Here is an 18,229-nt window from a genome sequence, read left to right as displayed (position 1 = left end):
TTTCCGCAACGAGAGATCGCGGTCAGGCGATTATCTTGTATCCAATTGGAAACCGAGTAGCGGCGTGCGAATCAACCGGCCGCGCCGGACACTGGGCCGGCCGACACGGCTTTTCCGGAAACATCCTGCTGTTCGGCATAGCTAAGCAGGGCCTTGTGGGTGCGGCGGACCTGTATGGCCCAGATACGCTGTGCCAAATCGATATCCTGCTGAAGAATGGCATCGAAAAGCAACTCCCGCTCGGCACACATGGCCCGCAGCCGCCCTTCATCGACGACCGACATGCGCGCGAAAGCAGCGCGATAGCTGTAAGTCGTGTCCCACAGCCACTCGATAACATGCGCAAGCAGCGGCGCCTTGTGTCCACTGAAACACAGGATGTGAAAATCCCGCGTCAAATTCAGGTATTCTTCGTAGTCCAGCGGTCCAGCCAGACGATCTTTCAGGACCCGGAGCTGATCGATGATCTCCCGCGTCAGATTCGGAATGCTTTCGCCGAGCAGCATCGGCTCCAGAACCTCTCGTATACGATAGGAGACATCCATGTCCTCCACGGTCCGGCTGATCACTTTGGCGCTGGCATTCGCGCGCAGGGAAACCATCCCCCTCTTTTCGAGAATCCGCAGCGCATCGCGTACGGGGATCCGGCTGGTGCCAAGTTCGACTGCCAGTTCGTCTTGCTTGATCGGTTCGCCGGCCGCCAGTTCCCCGGTCATAATCCTTTCGGCGATGATCCGCGCTACGCGGTCCCCGGCAAGATCGGATCCATCGTCCATTTTCTTCACTCTCCAGAACTATCTACCCTCACCCTAGAACGGGCGGATTTTTGCGGCAAGCCGCAATGACAATTGCAATCGCGCTGAACACCTGTATGACTTATTGTATACAATCATGTAAAATGGGAGATAGGATATGTCGCTTGAAGGCAAGGCCGCGGTAGTGACCGGCGGTGCGCGCGGCTTGGGTCGTGCGATTGCGCTTCGCCTCGCGAAGGACGGCGTGGCAGTGGCGGTCTGGGACCTGAATGGAGCCGGAGCGCAGGAAACCGCCCAGATGATCATCGATCAAGGTGGCAAGGCCATTGGTCTGGCCGCTGACAGTTCGCTTGCCGCCGAGATAGCTGCTGCGGCCAACGAAAGCCGGGCAGCGCTGGGCCCCATTTCGATTCTCGTGAACAATGCCGCGCTTTCGCCCTTCGCGAAGTTCGAGGATCTCGACGAAGAAACCTGGGACCGCCTGATGGCGATCAATCTCAAGGGGCCTTTCCTGTGCGTGAAGGAAATCGTTCCCGACATGCTGGCGCAGGGCTGGGGGCGTATCATCAACATTGCATCGTCTTCTGCCCAGGCAGGAACGCCCAATCAGGCTCACTATGCCGCCACCAAGGGCGGTGTTCTGGGCTTCACGAAAGCCCTCGCAATGGAATTCGCGACGCGCGGGATCACGGTCAACGCGGTGCCGCCGGGCTTCGTTAATACCGAAGGACTTCAGGAATCTCCGGTCGACGTCGAGGCTTATGCGCCGATGACACCGATGCGGCGGGCCGGACGCCCCGAGAACATCGCCGCCGCCGTTGCCTTCCTGGCCTCGGAAGATGCCGACTACATCACCGGCCACACGCTCAGCGTGAACGGTGGACGCTATCTCAACTGATCGCTGGCAGGGGATGGAATGACCATGACATCGGCAATCGAGATAACGCCGCTTGGCGGCGGGACCGGCGCTTCGGTTCGGATCGAACCCGCCTGCGCATCCAATCCGCAGGCTGCACGGGCGATCCGCGACGCTCTGGACCGCTACCACGTGCTTATTTTCCCGGAGGCACACTTCTCCGATCAGCATCTTCTCGATCTGAGCAGTGTGCTTGGTTCGCTCCACGCCAACGACGTCACCGATGATGGTACCGCGCCCAGCGGGAAAGGCATCTACCGCATCGCGCTCGACAAGATGGATGCCAACCAGCTCGACTATGTCAAAGGCAACGACTGGTGGCATATGGACGGCACATCATACGACACACCGGGCAAGGCCACGCTCCTCAAGTGCGAGAGTGCGCCCGCAGAAGGCGGAGACACCGGCTTTGCGAACCTGCACTCCGCCTACGCGGCGCTTCCGCAGGATCGCCGCGACCAGCTTGAGAGCCTGCGCGTCAGTCATTGCCTTGCCGCCGTTGGCAGGCTGATCCATGCCGAACCGACCGCGGCGGACTTCGCGCGGTGGAACGCAGTGTTCCCGCCGCGTGAACATCCGCTCGTGTGGCATCAGAAGGATGCGAACAGCGTGCTTCTGATCGGTTCGACGGCTGACCATGTCGTCGGAATGGAGGCATCGCAAAGCCGGCAGCTTCTGGACGAACTGCTCGAATGGTGCACGCAGGACCGGTTTACCTATCGCCACACGTGGCGCGCCGGCGATCTGGTCATCTTCAACAATCCGGCGCTCCTGCACCGGTCCTATCCCTATCCAGCCTCGGCCGGGCGAATATTGCATCGCACGACACTGCGCGGTGAGGAAACGATCGCCTAACGCACAAAAAAGGGGCGGCAATCTGCCGCCCCTTCACATTTCTGCCCGGTCCCGCCGGACCGGGTCCGCCCGTTACTTGGCGGCAGGAATCTTGGCGAGATCGGCATCGATCTGCTTCAGCTTCTCATCCGTAAGCGCATCGCCGGCATAAGACTGAAGCTGACGCAGCGTCATCGACCGGGCCATGTCGATCTGCGGATTGCTGATCATGTCATGAATGTACTTGTCGAGGACCGCCTTGGTCTGCGGATTGTCGAGCAGGGTGCCGAGATCGGTCTGCGTCGAGTAGGCCGGCGTGGCAGGTGTTTCGGCCGCGATCGCAGGTGCGAGCGTAACCGGCACGGACAGCGCTGCGACGCTGGCGAACATGAGTTTGTGAAGAATAGTCATGAGCAATTCCTTTCAGCTTCATCCCCGGTGCCAGACGCCCGTTGTCCCGCACCCGTATCCATCTCTTGTCTTCGCCTTGCACCCGCCGGTGTCACGGACAGAAAGCGGAACCTTTGCGTCCTGTTCCGGCTAATTTGGCGCAGCGATTCAGGCCGTCACTTCAATATACCAACCATTCGGTTGTTCAACTGGATTTCCGCAGAACTCACGCCGTGTGCCAGCGCGTGAATTCTTCAGGTCCTGCACGCTCGGTGATCAGTTGGTTAACCGTGGCCGAGAGATCCTCGTATCCCATCGCCATGCCGGACAGAAGGATCTGATTGTCCGGAATATCGAGGATGCGATGCACGACCGGCCCATAATCGCACCAGGCCTGCTGCGGACATGTTTCCAGCCCGTGCGCGCGGGCCAGGATCATGACGTTCTGCATGAACATTCCGCTATCCAGCCAAGCGCCCAGTCCGTGACTGCGTTCCATCGTAAAGAACAAGCCTACCGGCGCCCCGAAAAAGCGGAAATTGCGCAAGGCCGCAGCTTGCCGTGCAGGATAATCGTCCCGCGCGATCCCGTAGAGGGAAAAGAGGTCATATCCCACCTTGCGTCGCCGCGAGAGGTACGGCTCGTCCATGGAAGGCGCCAGATAGGCATATTCAAGCTCGCGCTCTCCGGCTTCGGCAGCCGCGATGACCGCTTCGGAAAGGCGGTCCCGAGCCTCGCCGGTCACGACATGGACAAGCCAAGGCTGAATATTCGTTCCCGAGGCCGCCCGGGACGCACCCGCCAGAATGGTGCGAACAACTTCGGGATCGACATCATCGGCAAGGAATTGGCGCACGGATCTGCGCCCGACGACCGCTTCCTCGGCCGACATCGGAATGTCCAGGTCCCAACCGGTCACGCGTTCGACCCATTCATCTCTGCAAGCTCCTCCTTGCGGCGCTGCTTGAGCACGAAGCGCTGCACTTTGCCGCTTGGTGTGCGCGGCAGCGCATCGGCGAAATGAACCCGGCGCGGAAAAGCGTGAGCGGCATAGTGTGTCTTTACCCATTGCTGGATTTCACGCTCCAGTTCGGCGGATGGCTGCTTGCCCGGAGCGAGAACAATATAGGCTTCCATCACTTCGCCGCGAACCTGATCCGGCACGGCAATCACTGCCGCTTCAGAAACCGCAGGATGCGATGTCATTGCCGATTCCACTTCGAACGGTCCGATGCGGTACCCCGCCATGATGATGACATCGTCATCGCGCGCCGAGAAATGGAAATAGCCTTCCTCATCCACGCTTCCGGTGTCACCAGTCACGTAATAACGGCCATCGGCAGTAAACTTCTCGGCCGTCTTGGCGGGATCGCCGTCATAGCCGTGGAACCAGAGCAGCGGGCTTTCCTTCACGACCAGAGCCACTCGGCCGACTGTCCCGACGCCGACAGGTTCATCGCTTTCTTCGGCAAGGATCGTCGCGGACCACCCCGGCATGGCATGCCCCATCGCCCCGGCCTTGATCGGGCGCCGCACCAGCGGATGGTGGTGATTATTGATCACCATACCCGCCTCCGTCTGTCCGTAGTGATCGTGGACTTCAACCCCCAGTGCGCCGACGGCCCATTCGTTCACGTCGGGCGTCAGCGGCTCGCCCGCACTCGATGCGCAGCGAAGATGCAGCGACCGCGCTTCCCCCAAGTCCGCTTGGCAAAGCGCCCGATAGACAGTCGGCGCAGCAGCAAAGTTGGTGACGTGCTCCCTTTCAAGGATCGCCATTGTCGCTTCCGGCGAAAAGCCGCCGGCGTAAAGGATCGATCGTACCCCGGTGGTGAAGGTGGCAAGTACACCGAAATAAAGGCCATAGGCCCAGCCCGGATCGGCCGCGCACCAGAACACGTCGTCCTCGCCAACGCCCTGTCCGAATTCCGCATAAGCCTGAAACGCCGCAAGCGCGCGCTGCGGCACGATCACCGCTTTCGGCTTACCCGTCGTGCCCGATGTATAGATGTGGATGATCGGCGCTTCGCCGCCAAGCCGCACTGCCTCGAATCCCGGAGCGCCCTCGTCCAGCAGTCTGCTGAACGACAGCACACCGCCGCCTCCTGCACCGGTGGATATGACGTGCCAGGTCGCATCTGCGGGCATGTCCTCACCGGGGGCGAGCTTGTGCTGCTGGCCGGCATCGCAGACAACGGCGACGGCACGGCTTCCCTCCAGCCGCATCGCGATCGCAGCCGGCGCGAACGCTGTGAAAAGCGGCACATGGACGGCCCCGAGCCGCCAGATCGCCATCAGAGTGACGAGATATTCCCGGCTCTTCCCCATAAGCGTGGCAACGCGGTCCCCGGGCCGGATCCCGAGTACGCTGAACGCACTGGCAAGCTTTTCGGATTCCAGGCGCAGTTCACCATATGTCAGATCCTGTCCGACAAGATCGCCATCGATGATCCGATAAGCCAGTGCTGATGGATCATGACTGTCGCACAGCAATTGCGCCGCACCGGCAGCAGGATCCCGATAGCGCGCATTCAGGAATTCCACGCGAGCGCGAATGCGATCGTCGTCGGTCTCGCCGGTCATTTCGGTTCCCCGTATTCGCGAGCAGCCTGTTTAAGCTGCGTATAGAGACTTTCCACCGCCAGGAGCGCCTCACGCGCCTGCTCGGCGGGTGACTTGCCCGCGCGTACGCGGGAAAGGCTCGGGCATTCGATACCCACGGTCGCATCGGCAGGTACGGCGCGCAGCATATCCAGTAGCGGAAATTCACCTTCGCCGGGATAGAGGCGGTGTGCAATCGCCTCGCTCGCAGCGATGTCGCTCGAAGCGATCAGGGGGCCATCGCATAGCTGTACATAGCGTATCATCCCGGCCGGAATCTCGGCGATATCGGCAATCGAGCCGCCCGCGCGGATCAGGTGGAAGGGATCGAGCGTTATCCCGACGTCCGCCCCCGAAGCCACAATAAGGTCGCGGGCCTGCTGCAAGGAGCTGGTCTTTCCGCCCGCCACCGGTTCCAGATTGGCACCGATGCCGTATTCCCCGGCAATCTCGGCAAACTTGCCGAGAAGTTCGGCGGATTGCCCGCGATCGGGATTGGAATAGTTGAGAACCAGCGCCGTCTTGCCCCCCAACCGGGCGCCGCGTTGCAGTGCCGGTCGATAGGCTTCGAGCGCATCGAAGGAATGCAGGTCGAACACCTCAAGCGTCTCGACCGCGATCCCGGTGGCCTGCAACCGTTCGGCACAGCCTGCCTCTTTATCAGCCGTACAAGCCGCCGAAGCGTAGAGCGCCGGCGGCTGAACCCACAGGCTGATTGTCCCGAAACCGGCCTGTGCCGCTGCCTCGATGAGTTCGGTTGGCTCGGTATCGGTCAGGGTCAGGCTGTCTAGCGAAAATCGCGGCATCTATCTCTCCTCTTCCCGCCTTTTTCAGGCGCGCTGCCCGGTCACCTTTGCGGAGCCGAACATTCCCATCTTGCATTTGCCCGAGACGATATCGCCTTCAATCAGGAGATCGTACTTGAGCGTGATTTTCATCGGCTTCTCGACCTTAAGGTCGAAGCGAACGCGCCCTTCATCCAGTGTTCCGCCATCGAACGCCTGACTGCCCTCAGCACTGCTGAACTTTCCCGAAACGCCGCCCGCGCCATCGGTTGCGAAAGTCACGACCATGGGTTGAGGCCCCATCGGGGTCTTGAGCACCATGTTCCAGTCGCCGTCGATGCTGCGCGCCTCGGCGGCAGACTGCCCCTGGCTGGTCTCCGGCACATGGGGCGGTGCCTCCGGCTCCTGCACGGCATCGGCCACAGGCGCAGTGGCCATTTCGGAATGGCTCGAACCAAACCCGGAAACGTCTCGCTGCTCGACGATATCCAGTATGCGTGCAGGCGTCAGCGGCAGTACGAGCTTCTCGATCTCCCCGAACGGGGAAAGAGCGTCGGCAATCGCGTTCACCAGCGTAGGCGGCCCGATGATGGCCCCGCCCTCACCCACGCCGCGCATGCCTCCGATCGTCTTCGACGGCGTGTTGGCATGAATGAATTCGAACACCGGAACATCGCTGATCGCCGGCAGGAGATAGTCCTTGAACGTCGCGGCAGTGGGATTGCCGCGGGCATCGTAAGGCATTTCCTCAAGCAGAACCATACCGATCGCCTGAGCGAGCCCGCCCGAGATCTGCCCTTCGACCACGCCGGGATTGATCACGGTTCCGCAATCCTCGGACGATATCCAGCGCAGAATTTTCACGAAACCCGTGTCGGTATCGACTTCGACAACGCAAAGATGTGCGGCGCTCGTCAGGGTCATCGGAGGGGGCTGATAGCGGAATTGCGCCTCCAGTCCGGCCTCGAATCCTGGCGGCAAACGGTCCGGCTCCGCATAGGCGATGTTGGCAATCTCCCCCAGAGGCCGTGACATTTCCGGAGCGCCGGCGATGTGGACGATGCCGTCCTCGATCGACACGCTTTCAGGAGATGCGTTGAAGAGGTGCGCAGCAAGGATCTTGACCTTGTCCGCAAGCATTTCGGACGCGCGGATCGCCGCGCCGCCGCCAATGACGCCCTGCCGACTCCCGGCTGCGCCGGGTCCGAAGCCTCCTCGCGAACTGTCCCCTTCGAATACCGTGACATCGTCATAGGCCACGCCAAGCCGGTCCGCGATGCACTGTGCCATGGTCGTGGCGGTGCCGTGGCCCTGCGAATGCGTAGACATCATCGCCGTGACCTTCCCGGTCGGCTCGATCCGAACCTGAGCGAGTTCGCCTGTCATCGTGACCATGCTGCCGGCCGATCCGGTCGGCTCGATATAGGCGGCGATGCCCACGCCAAGATAGCGGCCCTGCTCGCGCGCCTGCGCCTGCTCCTTTCTGAAAGCCGCGAAGTCGAAATGAGCGACCAGTTTTTCCAGGCATTCTCCAGGCGTGATATCGTCAACCGGAATGCCCATGCAGGAAACCGCAGGCTGGTCCTTCAGGTAGACCAGATTGCGTCTGCGGATTTCCACGGGATCTATCCCAAGCCGGCGCGCAGCCTTGTCGAGCAAGGTCTCCCGGATCAGCGATTCCATGGCCCACGGCCCGCGATAGGCGGCAAGGCCGTTGGTATTCGTGTACCACCCGCGCGAAAGGAACGCATAGGCGGGCATCTTGTAAGCCGCCCACAGGAACATGTGGACCGCAATGTTGTTGTCCGCCCCCTGAGGATAGGCACCATTGTTGCAGTCATAAACGGCGTGGCTGGCGACAAGCCGGCCATTCGCATCAAGCGCCGCAGACAGCCTCATCTGTGCTTCCCGGCACTGGTTCGAGGCAGTCAGCGCCTCGTAGCGATCCTCCGTCCACTTGAGCGGCCGACCGAACAGCATCGCTGCGCAGATGACCGCGCATTCTTCTTTCCAGGGCGTGTTCTTGAGGCCGAACGAGCCGCCGACATCCTTGGCGATGACCCGGATCGCTGTCTGCGGCAGTCCCAGTGCCAAGCTAACCCAGCGGGCAATATTGTGCGGGCTCTGGCAGGTTATGTAGAGCGTCAGTTCTTCGGGGCCCTCCCTGGTTGCAAGGATCGCGCGGTTTTCCATCGGAGCCTGCGAAATGCGCTGATGGACAACCTCCTGCGTCAGCAGGCAGTGCGCACCCTGAAGTGCCTGAGCCAGATCCTCCTCGGGCTCCTCGTCGCCGATTTCCGACGCTACGTTCGTTTCGGTGCCGGGATGGATGGGCGCGGCGGCCATGGCATCGGCAATCGTGACGACCGGGTTCAGTTCCTCATAATCGATCTCGATCAGGGATACCGCATCTTCCGCGATAGCGCGGGTTTCAGCGATCACCATGACGATGGGATCGCCGATATACTGGACAAGCTCACCGGCAAGGGGCGTGATCGGCACCTCGGACGGGGTAAAGAAGAAGCTCATCATGGTGATCGGCTGCGCGGCGAGTTCGCGCGCGGTGTAGATCGCGTGCACCCCCGGCAATTCAGCCGCCACGGACGTCTCGACCCTGGTTATCCGTCCGTGCGCAATTGTACTGCGGGCGAAAGCAACGTGGAGCATGCCCGGCAGCACCACATCGTCGGTATATTGCCCGCGCCCGGTCAGCAGGCGTGCATCCTCCTTGCGTTCCACCCGCTTGCCAATCCAGCGCGCCGCGCCCGATCCCGCCGAAGGAATAAGTGTCTGTTCGCTCATGTGTCGCTACCGGCCGAGCCGACCTCCGCTGCAAGCATGGTGATGGCCCTGCGAATGCCTTGGTAGCCCGTGCACCGGCAGATGTGCCCGCTCATCGCGGCGACCATGGACTGCTCGTCGCAGCGCCGATCCGCACATAGCGAGGCCAAAGTCATGACCACTCCGGGCGTGCAGAACCCGCATTGGAGGCCGTGCGCCTTGCGCATGGCGTCCTGCGCGGGATGAAGCGCATCCTGCGTATCTGCAAGACCTTCGACCGTAAGGACCTCACTGCCTTCGGCCTGGACAGCCAGCATCAAACAGGAACGCACGGCGCGCCCGTCCACCATTATGGTGCAGGCGCCGCACACGCCGTGCTCGCAGCCCATGTGCACGCCGGTGTATCCAAGCTTCAGGCGCAGGAAATCCCCCAGCGAGGTGCGCGCCTCCACCGCTTCGGCGACCCTGCGGCCATTCACCTTCATTTCGACGCGATATTCGCTCATGCCACTTCTCCAAGCGCGAGGGCATCGCCGATGCTTCGCGTAAACATTCGGCCCCCCACGGTTCGCCGATATTCGGCGCTCGCATGATGGTCGTCGAACGGAGCGGCATCGGAAACAGCGAGCCGCGAAAGCGATTTCAGATCGAGCGCATCCGGTGCCTTGCCTTGGAGTTCCGCCTCGACGCGGCGCATCTTCATGGGCGTGGGCCCCATACCGAACCAGGCAAGTCCGACCCTCTGGATGAGGCCACCCTCGATCACGAGGGCACCGACCATGCCAACCAGTGCGAAGTCTCCGGGCCGCTGGGCAAGTTCCTGAAACACCACCAGATGCCCTTGCGGCCAGTCCGGATAAATGATCCCTGTCACCAGTTCGTCGGGTTCGAGCACGGTCATGTAAGGGCCAAGGTAGAACGCCTCCGCGGGCACCCGTCTAGTGCCCCGGATAGACGCGATCTCGATCTCCGCACCAAGCGCCACCGCCGTAGCCGGCATTTCCGCCGCCGGTTCACCCAAGGCAACCGAACCTCCTATGGTGCCGCGGTTGCGGGTCTGATGATGACCGACATGGCTGAGCGCACGCACGAATGTGGGAAGATGCTGCGCAAGGAGCTGATCCTCAAGCGCATCGGCCTGTCGTGTCATTGGTCCCACGCGGATGCCACCGCCCCCCCTGTCGACGCCCCGCAGCTCCGGTATCGCGCCGATATCGACGAGAACAAAAGGCTGGCTCATCCGCAGATTCAGCAGCGGTAGAAGTGTCTGGCCGCCAGCGATGACCGTTGCCCCTCCCCCTGCCTCTGACAGGATCGTGCAAGCCTCATCGATGGAGGCAGGGCGCACGTAGTCGAAAGGTGCGGGCTTCATCGCATCGCTCCTCGCCGACCTGCCTCGAAGGCCGCTGCCGCCGTGACCACCAGCATGGCCAGAGCGACAATAAACTCGAATTGCAGGTGCGCGGCGCCCAGAACAAAGCCGGCCGTCAATGCCAAAACGAGTGCGGCGACCCACGGCCATGGCGAGCGGGGTGGCGATGTCAGTCCAGGCGTCGGTCCGGGTACCGAACCGGAAGCGGGCTGTGCGCCAGGGCCTGTGTGAACGCCTACTGTGGGCTCCGCGATACGATGATCGGCAGGGCCTTCCGTCATCACTTCCTCGAAGCGGGAAAAGAACTTTGCGGCCAGATTGCGCGCCGTCGCATCGATGATCGGACCGCCGAGTTGGGCCATTCGGCCACCCACTTCCGCGTCCACTGTGTAGGTTATCATCGTGCGTCCGCCGCCGAGGTCTGCAAGACGAACTTTTGCCTCCCCCTTGGCGGATCCCGCAACGCCGCCGTTACCGGTTCCCGTGATCGTATACCCACTCGGCGCGTCGAGATCGGACAGGCGAACGCCACCTTTGAAACGCGCGCCGATCGGTCCAATCTTCACTTCGGCCACCGCTGCGAAACTGTCGCTGCCGTCCCTCGTCAGGCTCTGGCATCCGGGAATGCATTGCGCCAGGATTACCGGATCGTTCAATGCCTGCCAAACGGCATGGCGTTCGGCAGTGACTTCCTGCTTGCCATCCATGCGCATTGTCCAATTCTCCCATTATCGCGCCGGCATATTCCCGCCCGGCTGTATTTGCACTCAAAGCTGAGGCCCTGGATCTCCCTCTGACCTCGGCGTCATCAAGGCGATCTTTGCGGTGCAAACGGCACCAAAGCGCGGACACCCATTTCGAACTGAGCGGGAAGATCGAACCTGCCGTCCTCCAGCCAGCGGCGGGTCAGCCCCTGCATCAATGCCAGGATAAGCCGTGCCGAAAGTTCGGGAACGGCAGCCCACGGCGCGAAGAGCTTGGCGAACAGGTCTTCAGCTTCGTTCGCGCGGTCGATAAACCAGCCATGAGCGGAATGCCCAGAACTCATCGCATCGATCTGGAATATAGTGATAAAGCGCGTCAGCTGAGGGGCATCGGACAACCGCTCAGCCATCACCCGAAGCAGCCGAACGGCCTCCTCATACGCGCGTTCATCGTTGGACGATGATCGCTCTATCGCGGCGAGAAGCGGTTCGATCGCTATTTCTTCGCCCTGCTCGATCTCGCCCATCAGAGCCAGCAGCAGATCGTCCTTGGATTGGAAATAATACAGCAGACCGGCATTAGACAGCCCACATCGCCGTGCGAGCCCCTGTATCGTGAAACCGCGCAGCCCATCCTGACCGATCATGCGAATGGCCTCACCCACGATAAGCGCGCGCCGTGCGGCTGCATCTTCCCGGTTGCGGTGGCGATTCGACATGCTCATTCAGCAATGTTACCGAATGGTTGGTAGACATTGCAAGTGCAGTTGATAACTTGCGCGTGCAGCTGATCGCGTCGGCGTCGAGCACGCCTATTGCAGCCTGCGGCCGATCAAATTACCAACCATTTGGTTTATAGAGACCCAAAAACGAACTTATGATTGCCGCTGAAACAAGGCCAATCTCGCCAGCACAGCGGCTAAACGCACGTCCAATTCAAGTGATGCCGACTTCAAGGGCACATCGGTTACCGGGAGATCACGAATGACTGAAAATGGGCAAATCGCACTTGTCACGGGAGCGAGCCGGGGCGCAGGTCGAGGCATTGCCCGTGCCCTGGGCTCTCACGGGTGCACGGTCTACGTCACCGGACGGACGCTTAACCCCGGCGATGCCGAAGTTCCCGGAACGATCTTTGCGACTGCCCAGGAAGTGACCGAGGCGGGCGGAAAGGGCATTGCCGTAAAATGCGATCATGCAAACGACGCCGAAGTGAAGGCGCTGATCGAACGGATCATCGACGAACAGGGCCGCCTCGACATTCTCGTCAACAATGCCTGCTATCAGAGCCATGCCATCTCCGCGCCTGGACAATTCTGGGAAAAACCCCTCGAAATTGCCGAAATGATGAATGTCGGCCTTCGCAGCGGTTTCGTCGCAAGTTGGTATGCTGCGCCTCATATGGTGAAGCAGGAAAAGGGTCTGATCGTGTTCACGTCCTCACCCGGAGCCGCGCACTATTGCTTCGGACCGTGCTACGGCGCCCAGAAGGCCGGCGTCGACAAGATGGCGCATGACATGGGCGTCGACTTTTCGGATGCCGGAGCAAACGTCGCTGCCGTGTCGATCTGGATGGGGCCTCTCACCACGGAACGCCTGCTCGAAATGATGGAGGCCGCCCCCGACAAATTCAGCCATCTCGAAGGCAAGCTGGAATCGACCGAATATACCGGCCACATCGCGTGGGCCATGTTCAACGACCCTGACCTGATGGACCGCTGGAACGGGAAGGTCGTCATTGGCGCGGAAGTAGGCCGCGAAATCGGCTTGATGGACGTCGGAGACAAGTATCCGCTATCGGTCCGGTCCACGACTGCCACCGACACACCGGTCTTCGCCAAGTACAAGGTAAAATAGGTCCAGCCGGAAAGTGCCGGTGAAATCCGAATGCGTGATTGCCGGCACCTTCCCGCGCCCGGATGAGCCCCCTCCCGAATTTTGGTCCATCCTATTGATAAGACCATTTCCACTCTTACCCGAACATTGAGTCAAGCCATTAAGTGTGCGATGGGATGCACATGGCAATTGGCGAAAAGCTGTATCACCGCGTTGCTGCCGCGATCGAGGAGGGAATCTGCAGCGGCCGCTATCCCGAGGGCACTCGCCTTCCGGGGGAGCGCGATCTTGCGGAGGAATTGGGCGTTAGCCGTCCGACTATCCGCGAAGCCATGATCGCCCTTGAAATTCGCGGGCTGGTTTCGGTTCGCCATGGTTCGGGGCTTTTCGTGATGCCGCAGGCCAGTCGCCCACGCAGCGCTCCTGAACTGGACGTCGGCGCATTCGAACTTATCGAGGCGCGCATTCTGTTTGAGGGTGAAGCGGCAGCCCTGGCCGCAACCGCAATTGACGCACCCGCGCTGGAGAGGCTCGGCCTTATTCTGGATGAAATGGACTCCGGCAGCGCCGGTCACGCACAACGCATGGATGCCGACCGCGAATTTCACTTGCTGATCGCTGAAGCGACCGGAAACAGCCTTGTTCTGAACACCGTGGAAACGCTCTGGAACGTGCGTGAACAATCGCCGCTATGCGCGCATATGTTCGACAAAGCCCGCCGGGAAGGTGTGACGCCTCGTGTTGATGAACATCGCCTGATAGTGGAAGCGCTGCGCAACAAGGACGCCGACGGCGCCAGACGGGCGATGCGAGCTCACCTCAAGCGTGTTTCCGAAGACGTATTGGAAGCCACCGAGCTGGAATTGATCGAGCAGGCGCGATCGGAGATCGAAGCGCGCCGAAACCGGCTCGCTCGGCGGGTCTGAGTCTCGCCCGCGCCAGACGCATCAGGCGAGGCCTGACGTCGGGCGGGGGCGGAACCAAGATAGCGCCACCCCCGCTTGCGACATCAAGGCACAAGATCGGCCGCGTCAAGGCGATGCCCCTCGTACTCAGCGAAACCACGGGTCGCCGGCTGGCCTGAAGCATCAGGCGCAAAAATGAGCGCTGCCGGATGCTCGCCCCCGAGTGGGCCAAATGTCATCTGGAGCTCCATTGCACCAGGCTTGGGTCCCGAGACCCTTAGATCAGCATTGTACGTCGAGCGGCCGGCCGGGTTTATGACCATCGTTTCCTTGCCGCTATAAACGCTGCGCCCGTCATCGCTGAAGTTTTCGTAGATCTTCTCGATGTGTGAGGCGGTTCGGCTAAACAGAATTCGCCCCGAGGCCTGGCCATAGACGTTTACGTCTACGTCGCGATTTGTGGCGGCAAACGAGCGAACCTGCGAGAGTTCGGAACTGGCATACTTTCCCGGCTCAGGCGTGGGAACCGCGGGGACAGGCGGTCCGGGCTTGTAGTCTGGAAGCCGAACGATGCGAATGCGCTTGTCCTGGGCACCTTTCAGGCCCTCGATCCAAAGACCCTTCTTGCTGCTCGGATGCCAGGACATCGGCGAGTAAAAGGCCCAATCCCCCTGCTCATTCAGGTTCGCGCCGAGATAACCCGGCGTGCTTTTGGAAACTTCAAGATCGATCAGCGCGGGCCCGATGTTGCCCGCCCGGCCAAGGCGCACGCCGGTAACGCTGTAAGTGTAGGCGAACATGGCAAGATCCATGCCGAGCGCAGTAGGATAAGGTCGAGGCAAGAGCCCAAGGATTGCCGGATCGGACGGCCGGGAGAACCTTGTCGTCATCGTCAAGCCGAGACGGCCATCAGGGGAGACGATCGTGGTCTCGTTGTATCCCGGCGTATCGGTGATCGCTTTGACTTCGCCCGTCGCGATGTCCTGGATAACGGAATCGGGTGTATCCCGCTTCAATCCACCCGCGAGTGACAAAGCCGCTCCACCGGCCACGAACTGCTTGACCTCTCCTCCCTTGATATATTCGGGAACGACACCGTCGGGATGTGCAGGATCCTGGTGGAAGGGGTTCATGGTACTGACGATCCGCGGCGAGGCTATGGTGTACGCCTCGCCCGTACGCTTCAGTTCTCCGGTGAAGACAAGCGCGGAGGAAGGGAGGAGGAGCGTGGTCCAAGCGACATGTCGGTTGTCAGGCGCGACCACGATTTCCGACCACCGGTGGGAAACGTGATCCCCACCGGCAACTTCCTGTGGGTAGACGACGGGCAGAAGCTTGGGCTGCTTGCAGGTTTCCAGGCTGGTCGAACACTCCAGAACAAAATCGCCTAGAAATATCCGCTTGTTGTCTGGAAACACCATGAAGCGCAGACCATTGTCCTTTTCCCGCGCCGGGATCACGCCGGAATAGAACGGACGCAAATTCTGGCCACTATCATCCATCGTTGCCACTGTAATGGCGCGATCATTGCTATGATCTTGTGCGTACACGACCAGAACTTTACCCGAAGGCGTATAGGTCGCCACTCTAAGCCCAAGTCTGGCGTCGAATGGGATCGTCGAGATTTCGGCACGCCCGAAAGCATGCTCCTCGCTGGTTGCTGCGTGGCCGGATTGTGACGTCAGGCACATTACCAGAATTGTCAGGAGGCCAGTCCTCTTGGTCATTACGCTCTCACTCCCAATGCTATTTTTCGGGTGTTGTCCGCCCCTGTAGCAATTTTGGAAAGTCGCAAAATGTGTCATCGGCTGGGCGATGCGGATTCAGGTAAGATTTTCCAGCACCAGACAGAGCGCTCAAAGTGCGTGTTCGCTCTTCAACTACCTTCGCTCTTCGCGCCGCAATTTCGCCAATTTTCTCGGAATTTATCGGCAACCGCTCCGCGCGATCCGAGGTTATCGGCACTCACCCTCCCAGGAATGTGGATGGGGTAACCGCGCATAATTCAACAAATTCTCTGCACCAAAGGCGTCCAGATGTGTTGCATATTTTTGGCCTGACCAATATATGACAACCAATCCCTGCGCGCGTGACGCCGTGCATAAAGTTCAGGATCCCAGACTCCCATGCTCATTCAGAACGCCAAGGTCATCGTCACCTGCCCGGGACGCAACTTCGTAACTCTCAAGATATTCACCGATCAGGGCGTGTATGGGATCGGAGACGCAACGCTGAACGGGCGTGAAAAGTCAGTCGTGAGCTATCTCGAAGACCACGTGATCCCGTGCCTGATCGGGATGGATCCCCGCCGGATCGAGGACATCTGGCAATATCTCTATCGCGGGGCGTACTGGCGCCGGGGCCCGGTCACGATGCGGGCAATCGCGGCCGTCGACATGGCGCTCTGGGATATCAAGGCCAAGATGGCCGGCATGCCCCTTTACGATTTACTCGGGGGTAAGAGCCGCGATCGCGTGATGGTCTATGGTCATGCCAATGGCGGGGACATTGCAGAGACCGTTGATGCCGTTGGTCAGTATATCGATATGGGCTACAAGGCCATCCGCGCTCAGACTGGCGTTCCAGGCATCAAGGACGCCTATGGAGTGGGGCGAGGCAAGCTCTATTACGAGCCGGCCGACGCCGCCCTGCCCTCACAGACGGGGTGGGATACGCGCAAGGCGCTTAACTATATCCCGAAGATGTTCGAGAAGCTGCGCGAGACCTACGGCTTCGACCACCATCTCCTCCATGACGGACACCACCGCTATACGCCGCAGGAAGCGGCCAATCTGGGCAAGATGCTGGAACCGTTCCAGTTGTTCTGGCTGGAGGACGCGACACCGGCCGAAAACCAGGAGGCCTTCCAGCTCGTGCGCCAGCATACGGTCACGCCGCTCGCGGTCGGGGAGATCTTCAATACGATCTGGGATGCCAAGGATCTCATCCAGAACCAACTGATCGACTACATCCGCTGCACTGTGGTGGGTGCGGGCGGTCTGACGCATCTGCGCCGCATTGCCGACCTTGCCAGCCTCTATCAGGTCCGCACCGGATGCCACGGCGCGACCGATCTATCACCGGTAACGATGGGCTGCGCTCTTCACTTCGATACCTGGGTGCCCAACTTCGGCATCCAGGAGTACATGCGGCACAGCGAAGAGACCGACGCGGTGTTCCCGCATGATTACCGCTTTGAAGATGGCCATCTCATCTGCGGCGAAACGCCTGGCCACGGCGTCGACATCGACGAGAAGCTGGCCGCAAAGTATCCGTACAAGCCCGCCTATCTGCCGGTAGCGCGGCTGGAGGACGGCACCATGTGGAACTGGTGAACCGCTCCGCTCAATCTTGACCAACGCTGAAGGAAGTCCGTCTGCGAGCCCGACACCTGCCGGGCTGCAACGGGCCCTCACATGCGCTCGGGGGCCAGCCTGCGACGCTTCTCCATGATATCAAGCTTGGCCTTTTCGATCATTTCCAGTTCGGTGACTGCGAGTAGATCCTCGGAAACCCTGCGCAAATGGTCGCGCATGGCGTCCCGAGCCATGGCGCCGTTCCTTGCCTGCAACGCTTCGTAGATGCGGCGGTGCTCATGTGGCCGCGGATTGATGCCTTCGTGCCGCGCTTGCTCGAACATGTGGCGGCAGAGAGGTGATTGATCGCGAAGGTCCCACAAATGCTCTATCGTCTGGGCGACAATGGAGCTCTGGGTCCCTTCGGCTATCGCTAAGTGAAATTGCCTGTCGAGGTTGAGTTCCTCGGCCGAGGATGGGTCCAGCGCCTCCATTTGGGTCAGGATGTCCCCGATATGCGCGATTTCCTCGTCGCTCATCACCGTTGCGGCAAGCCCGGCCGCCTCACCTTCGAACATCAATCTGGCTTCTATCAATTCGAAGGCGCCGACATTCAACTCAGCCTCCGGGGGATTGGCAGGTATTTTGCCGCTTACGTAGACGCCGGATCCGTGCCTGACCTCGACAAAATTACGGATCTCCAGCGCGATTACGGCTTCTCGAATGGTGGGCCGGCTAACCTTGAAGATTTGCGCCAAATCGCGCTCCGCAGGCAGGCGGCTTCCGTGCGTGTATACACCTTCGAGGATTTTCTGCTCGATCTGGTGAGCAACGCGCTGGTACAGTTTGGATCGTTCGGTCATCGCAATTCGAATGTCACAGCCGCTAACCGACGGCAAGACGTCATACCAATCGCGAAGCAGCCAAAAAAGACACTTCAAGCCGCAACGGCGCCTGATTGCCGCGAGCAAGTATGCCATCGGCACGCATTTCTCGTTGTCCGTGGTTCAGATCCGCCCGCCCTTTGAGAGCCGGCGGACTCGCGCCATGCCAG

The 18,229-nt window shown here is 60.7% G+C and carries 17 protein-coding genes; 5 read left to right on the top strand and 12 right to left on the bottom strand.

The features are described 5' to 3' along the window. Positions 1-71 precede the first annotated feature (71 nt). A complete protein-coding gene (locus AC1VVM_RS18625) occupies positions 72-776 on the bottom strand; it encodes a GntR family transcriptional regulator (protein WP_482957065.1) in 705 nt (234 codons plus the stop codon). A 136-nt stretch (positions 777-912) separates the two neighbouring features. Here AC1VVM_RS18625 and AC1VVM_RS18620 point away from each other — a divergent pair, with 136 nt between their 5' ends. Together AC1VVM_RS18620 and AC1VVM_RS18615 are read left to right on the top strand one after the other, a co-directional pair. Further along, positions 913-1,653, top strand: coding sequence for an SDR family NAD(P)-dependent oxidoreductase (locus AC1VVM_RS18620; RefSeq protein ID WP_482957064.1), 741 nt, complete (start codon positions 913-915; stop codon positions 1,651-1,653). 18 nt (positions 1,654-1,671) lie between these two features. Then, the gene (locus tag AC1VVM_RS18615) at positions 1,672-2,526 is read left to right on the top strand and encodes a TauD/TfdA dioxygenase family protein (protein ID WP_482957063.1); all 855 of its coding nucleotides are present in this window, start codon (positions 1,672-1,674) and stop codon (positions 2,524-2,526) included. Positions 2,527-2,598: 72 nt separating this feature from the next. Here the strand turns inward: AC1VVM_RS18615 and AC1VVM_RS18610 are convergent, their stop codons facing one another. The 9 genes from AC1VVM_RS18610 to AC1VVM_RS18570 form a co-directional block, all read right to left on the bottom strand. After that, on the bottom strand, positions 2,599-2,916 hold the full coding sequence (locus tag AC1VVM_RS18610) for a hypothetical protein (RefSeq protein ID WP_482905282.1): 318 nt from the start codon (positions 2,914-2,916) through the stop codon (positions 2,599-2,601). 205 nt (positions 2,917-3,121) lie between these two features. Further along, positions 3,122-3,814, bottom strand: coding sequence for a nitroreductase (locus AC1VVM_RS18605; protein ID WP_482957062.1), 693 nt, complete (start codon positions 3,812-3,814; stop codon positions 3,122-3,124). Continuing rightward, positions 3,811-5,478 (bottom strand): AMP-binding protein, encoded by a 1,668-nt coding sequence (locus tag AC1VVM_RS18600; RefSeq protein WP_482957061.1) that lies wholly within the window; start codon positions 5,476-5,478, stop codon positions 3,811-3,813. The genes AC1VVM_RS18605 and AC1VVM_RS18600 overlap by 4 nt, the downstream gene beginning before the upstream one ends. Beyond that, the gene (locus AC1VVM_RS18595; protein WP_482957060.1) at positions 5,475-6,302 is read right to left on the bottom strand and encodes a sugar phosphate isomerase/epimerase family protein; all 828 of its coding nucleotides are present in this window, start codon (positions 6,300-6,302) and stop codon (positions 5,475-5,477) included. Before AC1VVM_RS18595 ends, AC1VVM_RS18600 begins: the two co-directional genes overlap by 4 nt. Before the next feature lie 24 nt (positions 6,303-6,326). Continuing rightward, entirely contained in the window at positions 6,327-9,083 is a 2,757-nt protein-coding gene (locus AC1VVM_RS18590) for a xanthine dehydrogenase family protein molybdopterin-binding subunit (RefSeq protein WP_482957059.1), read from the bottom strand. Beyond that, positions 9,080-9,568, bottom strand: coding sequence for a (2Fe-2S)-binding protein (locus AC1VVM_RS18585; protein WP_482957058.1), 489 nt, complete (start codon positions 9,566-9,568; stop codon positions 9,080-9,082). The genes AC1VVM_RS18590 and AC1VVM_RS18585 overlap by 4 nt, the downstream gene beginning before the upstream one ends. Beyond that, the gene (locus tag AC1VVM_RS18580) at positions 9,565-10,434 is read right to left on the bottom strand and encodes an FAD binding domain-containing protein (protein WP_482957057.1); all 870 of its coding nucleotides are present in this window, start codon (positions 10,432-10,434) and stop codon (positions 9,565-9,567) included. Before AC1VVM_RS18580 ends, AC1VVM_RS18585 begins: the two co-directional genes overlap by 4 nt. Then, positions 10,431-11,141, bottom strand: a complete 711-nt coding sequence (locus tag AC1VVM_RS18575) for an SRPBCC family protein (protein WP_482905275.1) — start codon at positions 11,139-11,141, stop codon at positions 10,431-10,433. Before AC1VVM_RS18575 ends, AC1VVM_RS18580 begins: the two co-directional genes overlap by 4 nt. A gap of 101 nt (positions 11,142-11,242) precedes the next feature. Next, positions 11,243-11,863, bottom strand: coding sequence for a TetR/AcrR family transcriptional regulator (locus AC1VVM_RS18570; protein ID WP_482957056.1), 621 nt, complete (start codon positions 11,861-11,863; stop codon positions 11,243-11,245). 259 nt (positions 11,864-12,122) lie between these two features. Here AC1VVM_RS18570 and AC1VVM_RS18565 point away from each other — a divergent pair, with 259 nt between their 5' ends. Together AC1VVM_RS18565 and AC1VVM_RS18560 are read left to right on the top strand one after the other, a co-directional pair. Beyond that, positions 12,123-12,995, top strand: a complete 873-nt coding sequence (locus tag AC1VVM_RS18565) for an SDR family NAD(P)-dependent oxidoreductase (protein WP_132386107.1) — start codon at positions 12,123-12,125, stop codon at positions 12,993-12,995. Positions 12,996-13,156: 161 nt separating this feature from the next. Further along, entirely contained in the window at positions 13,157-13,900 is a 744-nt protein-coding gene (locus AC1VVM_RS18560; protein WP_482957055.1) for a FadR/GntR family transcriptional regulator, read from the top strand. Positions 13,901-13,983: 83 nt separating this feature from the next. On the opposite strand, the gene AC1VVM_RS18555 is transcribed toward AC1VVM_RS18560, so the two are convergent. Continuing rightward, positions 13,984-15,606, bottom strand: a complete 1,623-nt coding sequence (locus tag AC1VVM_RS18555; RefSeq protein ID WP_482957054.1) for a hypothetical protein — start codon at positions 15,604-15,606, stop codon at positions 13,984-13,986. A 399-nt stretch (positions 15,607-16,005) separates the two neighbouring features. Here AC1VVM_RS18555 and manD point away from each other — a divergent pair, with 399 nt between their 5' ends. Then, entirely contained in the window at positions 16,006-17,214 is a 1,209-nt protein-coding gene (gene manD / locus AC1VVM_RS18550; protein WP_482957053.1) for a D-mannonate dehydratase ManD, read from the top strand. Positions 17,215-17,291: 77 nt separating this feature from the next. Here the strand turns inward: manD and AC1VVM_RS18545 are convergent, their stop codons facing one another. Continuing rightward, positions 17,292-18,038 (bottom strand): FadR/GntR family transcriptional regulator, encoded by a 747-nt coding sequence (locus AC1VVM_RS18545; RefSeq protein ID WP_482957052.1) that lies wholly within the window; start codon positions 18,036-18,038, stop codon positions 17,292-17,294. Positions 18,039-18,229: the final 191 nt, after the last annotated feature.

The organism is Novosphingobium sp. BL-S-33 (genome assembly GCF_056857025.1).
Note: the sequence above shows the minus strand (reverse complement) of the source record. Positions and strands in the feature narration are given on the sequence as shown.